The following is a 10,248-nucleotide window of genomic DNA, read 5'->3' on the forward strand; positions in this document are numbered from 1 at the left end:
TGGCCAAGAATGGGGCAGATGGTGTCCCAAAAGCCCCCCAGACTCAAGTCAAATCCCTAAAAAGGCGGGAGCCCCCTCATTAAGTGCGATATCGCCCCACCAGGGCACTCAGCTCATCGCTGGAGTGAGCCAAGGTACCTGCCGCCTGCCCTGTGCGCTGATTTTCAGCAAGTGCCTTGTTGGCTAGCTGGGTGATGGCGGAGAGGCGTTGCGTGATCTCGTCCGTCGATCGACTCTGCTCACTGGCGGCCTCAGCTATCTGATTGTTCATGGCCATGATGGTGCCGACCGCCTCATCAATGTCACCGATGGCGCCCTCGGCATCCCCGGCCTTCTCTGCCGTCGAACGCGAGAGTTGTTGCAACTGCCCAATCCCGGTCGCCACCTTGCCAGCCCCCTCTTGCAACCGCTGGATCATCTGCCGGATCTCGTCGGTCGAGTTATGGGTGCGGGTCGCCAGTGTACGCACCTCATCGGCCACCACCGCAAATCCACGCCCCTGTTCACCGGCCCGCGCCGCTTCAATGGCCGCATTGAGCGCCAGCAGGTTGGTCTGCTCGGCGATCCCCCTGATCACGTCAAGCACTGAGCCTATCTGCTTGGTGTCCTGCTCAAGACGCGCCACCGCCTGCACTGTCTCCTCCATCTCATCGGCCAGTTGCCCTATGGTGGCAATGGTCTGCGCTACGACCTGGCGGCCATGCTGAGCCAGGTGCTGCGCCGTGTCGGCTGCCGTTGCGGCCTGCTCGGCATTCACGCCGACGGCGCGACTGCTGATGGTCATCTGGGCCATGGCATCGGCGACCCGCTGGGTATCCTGTTCCTGATCCGTGACGATGGCGCTGGTTCGCACCACAACCTGCTCCAGTTGATGAGCCGCCTCCCGGTTCTGATAGGCGATCTGCTGGGTGCGAGCCACCAACTGGGCCATCTGGTTGGCAAAGAGGTTGAAATTGGCCGACAGCAGACTCACCTCGTCTCGTCCGCTCTCTGGCAGACGAAAACGCAGATCCCCCTCACCCTTTGCAATATTGCCCAGGGCCGAGACGGACTGAGCCAGCGGTGTCACTATGCTGCGCCCAATCAGGGTCACGGCGCCCAGCAACAGCAAGGCCAAGACGGCACCGATCCCCAGCAGGGGGTGCAGCACTTCCTGATACTGGGCATCGACATCATCCACATAGACACCGGTACCGATGATCCAGTCCCAGGGGGCAAAGTGCTTGACGTAGGAGATCTTGCGAACCGGCTCGTCAACGCCGGGTTTGGGCCAGTAGTAAGCCACCTCACCGCCGGCAGCCTGCTGCCTGACCCGCTCGACAAACGCAACAAACAGCTTGAGCCCCTGCTTGTCTTCCACCCCGGAGAGATCCTTGCCATCGAGTTCGGGTTTCATGGGATGCATCACCATGGTGGGGTGACTGTCATTGACCCAGAAATAGTCGTCCTGGCCATACCGCAATCCCCGCAGGGCCGCCAGGGCCTGGGTCCTGGCACTAGCGTCGTCCAGCTCACCCTGTCTTGCCCTCGCCTCGAAACCGGCGACCAGACTGTAGGCGGTCTCCACCTGGGCGCGGGTCTGATTGCTCTTCTCCGCCATCAATCCCTGATGATAAACCCGCAAGCAGGTAACGAGGAGCGCAGCCACTATGACCAGCACCATCAACGCCACCAGCAATAACCGGTGGCCAATACTCCATTGCCTCAACATAGCGTGAACCCGACCTTGGTACAGTTTGTTAACAAGGTATGTCGCCAGCTTGATAAATGTCCATGACCATAGCCAAATGAGCGTCAGAAACATGATCCAGCCCCAAAACAGAAAGGCGCCCTGTTGGGCGCCTTTCTCGATACGGGAAAACGGGGGGATCAACGCTCCCAGTAAACCTCTTCCAGACTGTCTTCCTTCTCGGGCAGACCACGGGAAAGACGGGGGCTGCTCTGGGCCAGCACCTCATAGCTCACCCGGTTGGCGTACTTGCACACCTGGGCTAGGGAGGAGTAGGTCAGAAACTCGGACAGGTGCTTGGCGGAGTTCGGCACATTCATCCGGTGGTAATCGTTGGCTACCATGTCATGCAACACGGCAGACAGGGCACCATCCCCTGCCCCGTTGGTGTTCTTGATCTTCTCCGGGCCCCCCATGTAAGGGGAGATGTGGGAGTAGATGCGCGCCGGATTGCGGCACTTGTCACGGGCCATGGGGCGGCTGAACTCATACATGTTGAACTCGGGGATGACGCCGGGCAACAGGGTATGGGTGGTCTCGCGCTTGTAGTCTTCCTCGGTGTAACTCGCCATGTAGAGGCCGATGGGGCCTGCGGTGCAGAGCACCATGTCGGCCCAGTCCAGCGCCTTGTCGGCGGCGCCGAGGGGATCGGCGATGCCGGTCAGGGCCTCTGCCTCATCTTCATTCATCGCAAGCACTGTCACGTTCTCGGCGATGAAGTCGCGCCACCACTGGGGATTGCCTTCAATCACGAAGCGGGTGCCCAGAGTCAGCACCACGGGCACACCAGCCTCGCGGGCGTAGCGTACGGCGGCCATGGCGGCCTCCTTCATGGGCGTGCCATCTTCACCGCGCACCAGATAGGCGGTGATTACCAGAGCGGAGGACTCCTTGATGATGGCTTCGGGAATGTGCGCCACATCGAGGTGATCCATCTTGCCGGCATTGATGCCGAAACTGCGCTCTCCCCCCTCGGTAATGAAGGTGAAGCAGCGACCGACCGGGCCGTTGACCGGCTGCAGGTAGTCGAGGTTGACGCGAGAAGAGGTATTGCACAGATAGCGGTAGGCGTAGCTGCCGATGCGGATGTCCTGGCTCATGACCCCGAGCAGGATGGAATGGGAGTCGGCCAGCACCGAGTAGTTGTGCATTGTGTTGCCAATGGTGCCACCGGCAAACTCGCTTACCACCATGTTGTTGGCCTTGAGCTCTTCGTAAACACGCTCGGCCACGTCGTCGCTGATCACCACTGAGTGGCCTTTGCTCAGGCCATAACGGTTCAGGAAGTCTTCATCCACATGGGCTTCGATGTCCACCAGTGTCTGATCGATACCCACTACATAGGCTTTGCCCAGTTCGGTAAGCAGGGGATTTTGCGGGATCAGAGGATCGCGTCTGTCGACCGGGAAGTAGTGTTTGGACTTGCGCTGACCGGGAAATTTCATGGCAATCTTCTGTGCTCTGGGGGAAAGAGGGGCGGGATTTTAACACAATCCGCCGTGCCGAAAAGTCGCCTGATTAAAATATGGGGTCAGTATAGACAAGGGCTGCAGAGGAAAACGTTTACCAGGATTCATCTTAAAAACCACCTCGCAGGGAGGTGGTTTTTCGGGTCGGCCGAGACGAGGCGATCAGCCGAACGAGAGCCCCTGTACCAGTGCCAGCACAGAAAACATCCCCAGTGCCAGCCAGAACAACAGGGTACCAAACAGCCGCGGCATGTTGGGGGCCTTGGGGATCTGGATACCGATGGCGTGCAGGATACGCCCCACCAGCAGGCAAAGACCGCCGACGTGGAGCCAGAACGCCCCCACCCCCGCCAGTTCACACAGGGCCATCAGCAGCAGGGTCAGCGGCACATACTCGGCGAAGTTGCCATGAGCCCGGATCGCGGAGCGCATCTCGGGCGCCTCCCCTTCCCCTATCATCACCTTGAACTGGGCACGGCGCTTGACCACCCAGAAGGAGAGCAACAGAAACAGCAGCCCCAGCAGGCCTGCGTAAATCAACGTGATATGCATCATCATGACACTCCTTATCCTTGGGTTCTGAACGCGGGAAACTTATGCCAGCTGGCGGCACATGAAAGAGACCATCATGCCAGCTCGCGGCAAATAAGGGAGACCATCATGCGAATGTGAGCCTGATCGCTGTTGAGCGCTGGTATGTATTCAAACTGCTCGCCACCGGCTTCCATGAAGATCTCCCGGTTCTGCACTTCGATCTCTTCCAGGGTTTCGAGGCAATCGGCGGCAAAGGCCGGGCAGACCACATCGAGCCGCTTGATGCCCGCTGCCGGCAAACCGGCGATGGTCACATCTGTGTAGGGTTTGAGCCACTCCTCCTTGCCAAAGCGGGACTGGAAACAAGCCGTCCACTGCCCGGCTTCAAGCTCGAGTGCCTCGGCCAGCAAGGCGGCGGTACGACGACACTGGTGACCATAAGGGTCGCCTTCGTTTTCGTAACGCTCGGGAATGCCGTGAAACGACATCAACAGATGATCGCCCTGACCTTTCTGCTCCCAATGGCGGCGCACGCTCATGGCCAGCGCCTGAATGTATTCGGGGTGGGCATGGTAATCACGAATGAGCCGCACCACAGGCAGGTTGCGCTCTTTCTTCATCGCCTTGGCCCAGGCATCAAACACAGAGGCTGTGGTGCTGACCGAATATTGCGGATAGAGCGGCAACAGTATCACCCGGTTGACCCCCTTGGCCTTGAGCGCCTGCCAGCCATCGTCCATGGAGGGCGAGCCATAGGTCATGGCCAGTTCAACCGGCACATCGACCCCTTCCCGCTTGAGCTCCTGCTCCAGCGCAGCACGCTGCTGCTTGCTGATCACCATCAAGGGTGAACCCTGCTCGGTCCACACCTGCTGATAAAGCTTGGCGACTCTGGGAGAGCGGGTTGGCAATATGATGAAGTGGAGCAGCGGGCACCAGAGATAGCGAGGCAAGTCGACCACTCGCGGGTCGTGCAGAAACTGGCTGAGAAAGGCCTTGACGGCCGCCGTGGTTGGCGCGGCTGGGGTACCCAGATTGACCAGCAAGATCCCGGTTTTTGTGGTCACGATTGCTTCCTGTCTTTCTGTTGTTCTATCTGAATGCAAGAAAGGGCCCTGCATGGACCCTTGTCTAATGGCACAGTGCCATTGCTCATTTTCGCAATGTCGGGCTTAGCCCAGGATGCTCGCCAGCTGCTTGCTGACCTGATCCACCGGCTGGGTACCATCAATCTTGACGTAACGGGTGTTGCCCGCCTCCGCCTCTTTACCGTAGAAACCGATGAGCGGCGCAGTCTGCTGATGATACACATCCAGACGCTTGCGCACTGTGGTCTCTTCGTCGTCGGCACGGATCACCAGATCTTCGCCGGTCACGTCATCCTTGCCTTCCACTTTCGGCGGGTTGAACACCACGTGGTAGGTACGGCCGGAGCCGGAGTGGACGCGACGACCACTCATGCGCTTGACGATCTCTTCGTCCGGCACGTCGAATTCCAGCACGAAATCGACCACGACACCGGCATCCTTCATGGCTTGAGCCTGGGGAATGGTGCGCGGGAAACCGTCCAGCAGGAAGCCGTTGGCGCAATCTGGTTGGGCAATACGCTCTTTGACCAGGCCGATGATGATGTCGTCAGAGACGAGCTGACCTGCGTCCATCACGGCTTTGGCCTTGAGGCCCAGCTCGGTGCCCGCCTTGATCGCCGCACGCAGCATGTCGCCGGTGGAGATCTGCGGAATACCGTGTTTTTCCATGATGAACTGAGCCTGAGTACCTTTGCCGGCACCCGGAGCCCCCAACAGAACAATGCGCATACACGCTCCTATTGATTGGTTATTCAATTCTTGAGAAGGCAAAAAACTACACGGTTTCGCTCATTTTCACAAGCTTGCCCCGTGTGAGTGGCTTATTTTTCACCATGTTCCCGCAGCTGCGATGCGACTCGAGCCGCAATGCTGCCCTGAAAAAATGAGTGAAAATGCAGCGCCCCTCAATAACGAAGAGAGGCGCCTGCCCCTTGTCGGACAAGCGCCACATAAAAAAAGCCCACTGCATGCAGTGGGCCGAAACATCATGCCTGGAGTAGCAGACGGTTGATACGGGAGACGAAGCTCGCCGGATCATTCAGACCGCCCTGCTCTGCCAACTGGGCCTGTTCGTGCAGCAGGGTGACCCACTCGCCAAACAGCGCCTCGTCTTCGATGGTGTCGAGTTTCTTCACCAGGGCGTGATCCGGGTTCAGTTCCAGAATGTACTTCTGCTCCGGCACCGGCTGGCCGGCGGCGCGCATCAGCTTGATCATCTGGGTGCTCATACCGTGGTTATCGGTGACGATGCAAGACGGCGAATCGGTCAGACGGTGGGTGACACGTACCTCTTTCACCGCTTCACCCAGGCTGGTCTTGACCCGCTCCACCAGGCCGGCGTTGGCTTTCTCGGCATCGATCTGCGCCTGCTTGGCGGCTTCATCTTCCAGATCGCCGAGATCCAGCTCGCCACGGGTGACGGAGACCAGCTGCTTGCCGTCGAACTCGGTCAGGTGGCTCATCAGCCACTCGTCCACACGCTCCCACATCAGCAGCACTTCGACGCCCTTCTTGCGGAAGATCTCGAGGTGCGGGCTGTTCTTGGCAGCGGCGAAGCTGTCGGCGGTGATGTAGTAAATCTTCTGCTGGCCTTCCTTCATGCGGCCAACATAATCCTCGAGAGAGACGGTCTGGGCTTCGCCCTCGCCCGCCGTGCTGGCAAAGCGCAAGAGCTTCGCGATCTCTTCGCGGTTGGCGTAATCCTCGGCCGGGCCTTCTTTCAAGACATTGCCGAATTCGCTCCAGAACTTGGCGTACTTCTCGGCGTCATCCTTGGCCAGTTTGGCCAGCATGGTCAGCACCCGCTTGGAGCAGGCCTTGCGCAGGGAGACGGTCACCTTGTTGTCTTGCAGAATTTCACGGCTGACGTTGAGGGGCAGATCGTTGGAGTCCAGCACCCCTTTGACGAAGCGCAGGTAGGTCGGCATAAACTGCTCGGCGTCATCCATGATGAAGACGCGCTGCACGTAGAGCTTCAGGCCGTGCTTCTGCTCGCGGTTGTAGAGGTCGAACGGTGCACGGGCCGGCACGTAGAGCAGGCTGGTGTACTCCTGCGCCCCTTCCACCCGGTTGTGACCCCACAAGAGCGGATCTTCAAAATCGTGGGCAACGTGCTTGTAGAACTCCTGATACTCCTCGTCCTTGATCTCTTTCGGGTTGCGGGTCCAGAGTGCGGTCGCGCGGTTGACCTGCTCCCACTCGCCCGGCGTGCCGACGACGGTCTCGCCATCTTCTTCGCGATCCGGGGTGCCCTCTTTGAACATCTCCACCGGCACGCTGATGTGGTCGGAATACTTGGCAACCACGGCGCGCAGACGCCAGTCGTCGAGGAACTCTTCCTCTTCGGCACGCAGGTGCAGGATGACGTCAGTACCACGGCCTTCCTTGGTCACATCGGCCACGGTGAAAGAGCCTTCCCCTTCCGATTCCCACTGTACGCCCTGCTCTGGAGCAGTACCGGCGGCGCGGGAGACCACTGTCACCTTGTCGGCGACGATGAAGGCGGAGTAGAAGCCCACACCAAACTGACCGATCAGCTGGGAATCGCGGCCCTGATCACCGGACAAGTTCTTGAAGAACTCGGCGGTGCCGGACTTGGCGATGGTGCCCAGATGCTCGATCACCTGATCACGGGTCATACCGATACCGTTATCAGAGATGGTCAGGGTCCGATTTTCTTTATCAACCACCAGGCGAACGCGCAACTGGCCGTCGTTTTCAAACAAAGAGGCATCGGAAAGCGCCTTGAAGCGCAGCTTGTCCGCCGCATCGGAGGCGTTGGAGATTAGCTCGCGCAGGAACACTTCTTTGTTGGAGTAGAGGCTGTGGGCCATCAGGCTCAGCAGTTGTTTGACTTCAGTCTGAAACCCGTGGGTTTCGGCATGAACGCTTTGGGTCATCGACACTATCCTCAGGCGATTCGGGTTGAACATATTCCTGATACAAGATGGGGCCGTGGAACCCCATTTCAAGGGGGAAAAATATCTTGGCAGTGCGAATGGCGATTTTTACACCAACGCTCCCGATGCGCCGCACAGCCGCCAAACAAAAACCCGCCGAAGCGGGTTTGAGAAACAGTGAGCCTGGCGCGGACTCAATTAAGGGGTTGACGCCCCATCAAGGAGTGAGAAAGCGTGGTGCCATCCACCAGCTCCAGTTCGCCCCCTACCGGCACCCCATGGGCAATCCTGCTCACCTTGACTCCGGCAGTGCGGGCCATGTCGGCGATATACCAGGCGGTGGCATCCCCTTCGATGGTGGGATTGGTGGCCAGGATCAGCTCGCTGATGGACTCCGCCTTCAGACGCCGCTCCAGGATCTCCAGCCCCAGCTCTTCCGGGCCTATGCCATCGAGGGGGGACAGATGCCCCATCAGCACGAAGTAACGGCCGGAGAACTGGCCCGTGTGCTCGATGGCAGCCACGTCCGCCGGGCTCTCCACCACACACAGCAAGCCGCTCTCTTCGCGCTTGGGATTGGCGCAGATCTCGCAAAGCGCATTCTCGGTGAAGGTGCGGCAGTGACTGCAGTGCCCTATCTCGGTCAGCGCCCGATTGAGCAGCTGGGCCAGACGCAAGCCGCCGCTGCGCTCGCGCTCGAGCAGGGTAAAGGCCATGCGCTGGGCCGACTTGGGGCCGACACCCGGCAGCACCTGCAGGGCCTTCATCATCTCATCCAGCAGGGGGCTGAATTTCATGGGCTAAGTATCCTTTGACGCTGTGTCGGCGGGCGGCCACCTCAGGCACCCCTTGCGGGTGCGGGTTGCTCTTCGCCCGGCCGAACCAATCTTGTTGGCGCAGGACTATACCCGAGCCGCCCCCCGTCCGCCAATGGCCTTGTGCCTGCCGGCCCTCGCAAACCACCGACCGGATAACCCGGCATCCATGGCTGCACTACCCCAGCCCGATACGCTGACGACCGCTGTAGATCTCGGCGCGGCCCGGGCGGCAAAAGCCCACCAGGGTGAGCCCGCTCTGCTCCGCCCGCTCGACCGCGAGTTCGGTAGCGGCCGAGATGGCGAGCAGGATTTCCACACCGGCACTGGCGCACTTTTGCACCATCTCGAAGCTGGCGCGGCTGGTTACCAGAATGGCGCCGTCGCGCCGCCCCGTGCGGCACAGGTGCCCCACCAGCTTGTCGAGCGCTATGTGGCGCCCCACGTCCTCGCGAATGGCGAGAATATTGCCCTCACCGTCCACATGGACTGCGGCATGGGTGGCGCCCGTGCTCTGCCCCAGCAACTGCAAGGGCCGCAGCGCCGCCAGGACCTTGTCGATCAGGGTCACCTCGAAGCGCTGGCTGTCCGGCAGTTGCGGCAGAGTGCGCACCACCTGCGTCAGGCTCTCGCTGCCACAGATGCCGCACCCCGTGCGCCCCGCCAGGGTGCGCCGCTTCTCTTTGAGGCGATGAACGCAGCGATTGGCCAGGGTAATGTGCAGCTCAATCCCCTGACAGCCGTCAACTTGCTCGATATCGTGGATGTCCTGCAGGCCGTCGATGATCCCCTCAGAGAGGGAAAACCCGATGGCAAAGTCCTCCAGATCGGCGGCCGAACACATCATGACGCTGTGGGCTATGCCGTTGTAGACCAGCGCCACCGGGGTTTCGCAGGGCAGCTGCATGGCGCTGTCCGTGGTGACACCGTCGCGCTGGTAATGGACCACCTCCCGGTGGGCGCAAAGCGCCTGCGGGGTATCGCTATCGAGTTCGAGCAACATCTGTAGTGCCCCTTAGTTGAGGGTCTGGGTGGCTTTCGCCGAGATACCGAGCCGTTTCATCTTCGACAGCAGTGTGGTGCGTTTCATGCCGAGCCGGTTGGCGGCGCCCCGCTCCCCCGCAACTATGCCGTTGCATTCGCGCAAGGTGTCTATGATGGTCTGGCGCTCGTCCTCCACACCGTCACGCTGGCCGTTGCCGCCCTTGAACAAGGCCTGCTCGGGCTCGTCATAGACCAGGGTCTCAATCTTGTGGTAGCCCTTGAGCGGCATCAGTTCATCCGGGGAGAGGTTGAGCACATGACCCCTGGTCATTACCACGGCGCGCTCTATGATGTTTTCCAGCTCGCGGATATTGCCGTACCAGGGGAGCGACACCAGCATCTTCATGGCATCGGCCGGGATCGAGGTGATGTTGCGGCGCATCCGCTTGGCGATCTTCTTGATGAAGAAGTTGACCAAAAGCGGTATGTCTTCGCGCCGCTCGCGCAGGGGCGGCAACTCGATGGGAAAGACGTTGAGCCGGTAGTAGAGATCGCTTCTAAAGCGCTTGGGAAGGTGCGAACAAGTCTCTGATATGAGATCATGTTTGTCATCTGGAGCCATGAAAAAGGGTTCATCATGAGTCATCAGCTCACCTTCGCCGACAGTGAATTCAGCAGTAAGCGCCGTCAGACCAGAAAAGAGATTTTCTTGTCCCGCATGGAGCAGAT

At 59.9% G+C, this 10,248-nt stretch carries 8 protein-coding genes and 1 pseudogene; all 9 read right to left on the minus strand.

Annotation, left to right across the window (positions count from 1 at the left end; all coding sequences use genetic code 11):
* Positions 1 to 79: 79 nt before the first annotated feature.
* Positions 80 to 1,711 (minus strand): methyl-accepting chemotaxis protein, encoded by a 1,632-nt coding sequence (locus tag OKC28_RS15725; protein ID WP_270690222.1) that lies wholly within the window; start codon positions 1,709 to 1,711, stop codon positions 80 to 82.
* Positions 1,712 to 1,869: 158 nt separating this feature from the next.
* Positions 1,870 to 3,174 carry an inosine/guanosine kinase gene (locus OKC28_RS15730; RefSeq protein WP_058394055.1) on the minus strand — a complete coding sequence of 435 codons (1,305 nt, stop codon included), beginning with the start codon at positions 3,172 to 3,174 and terminating at the stop codon, positions 1,870 to 1,872.
* A 186-nt stretch (positions 3,175 to 3,360) separates the two neighbouring features.
* On the minus strand, positions 3,361 to 3,753 hold the full coding sequence (locus OKC28_RS15735; protein WP_270690231.1) for an MAPEG family protein: 393 nt from the start codon (positions 3,751 to 3,753) through the stop codon (positions 3,361 to 3,363).
* Positions 3,754 to 3,824: 71 nt separating this feature from the next.
* Positions 3,825 to 4,799: a ferrochelatase gene (gene hemH, locus OKC28_RS15740; RefSeq protein ID WP_005315225.1), complete on the minus strand. Its 975-nt coding sequence runs from the start codon at positions 4,797 to 4,799 to the stop codon at positions 3,825 to 3,827.
* A gap of 105 nt (positions 4,800 to 4,904) precedes the next feature.
* Complete coding sequence (gene adk / locus OKC28_RS15745) at positions 4,905 to 5,549, minus strand: adenylate kinase (RefSeq protein ID WP_021139171.1); 645 nt, start codon at positions 5,547 to 5,549, stop codon at positions 4,905 to 4,907.
* A 257-nt stretch (positions 5,550 to 5,806) separates the two neighbouring features.
* A complete protein-coding gene (gene htpG, locus OKC28_RS15750; RefSeq protein WP_234577714.1) occupies positions 5,807 to 7,720 on the minus strand; it encodes a molecular chaperone HtpG in 1,914 nt (637 codons plus the stop codon).
* Between the two features lie 194 nt (positions 7,721 to 7,914).
* On the minus strand, positions 7,915 to 8,517 hold the full coding sequence (gene recR, locus OKC28_RS15755; protein ID WP_021139174.1) for a recombination mediator RecR: 603 nt from the start codon (positions 8,515 to 8,517) through the stop codon (positions 7,915 to 7,917).
* A gap of 196 nt (positions 8,518 to 8,713) precedes the next feature.
* Entirely contained in the window at positions 8,714 to 9,538 is an 825-nt protein-coding gene (gene fdhD / locus OKC28_RS15760) for a formate dehydrogenase accessory sulfurtransferase FdhD (RefSeq protein ID WP_059113338.1), read from the minus strand.
* A 12-nt stretch (positions 9,539 to 9,550) separates the two neighbouring features.
* Positions 9,551 to 10,087: pseudogene (locus OKC28_RS15765) on the minus strand (helix-turn-helix domain-containing protein); the annotation flags it as partial.
* Positions 10,088 to 10,248: the final 161 nt, after the last annotated feature.

Origin of the sequence: Aeromonas sp. D3 (assembly GCF_027705025.1) — a bacterium.
Lineage (GTDB): Bacteria > Pseudomonadota > Gammaproteobacteria > Enterobacterales > Aeromonadaceae > Aeromonas > Aeromonas salmonicida.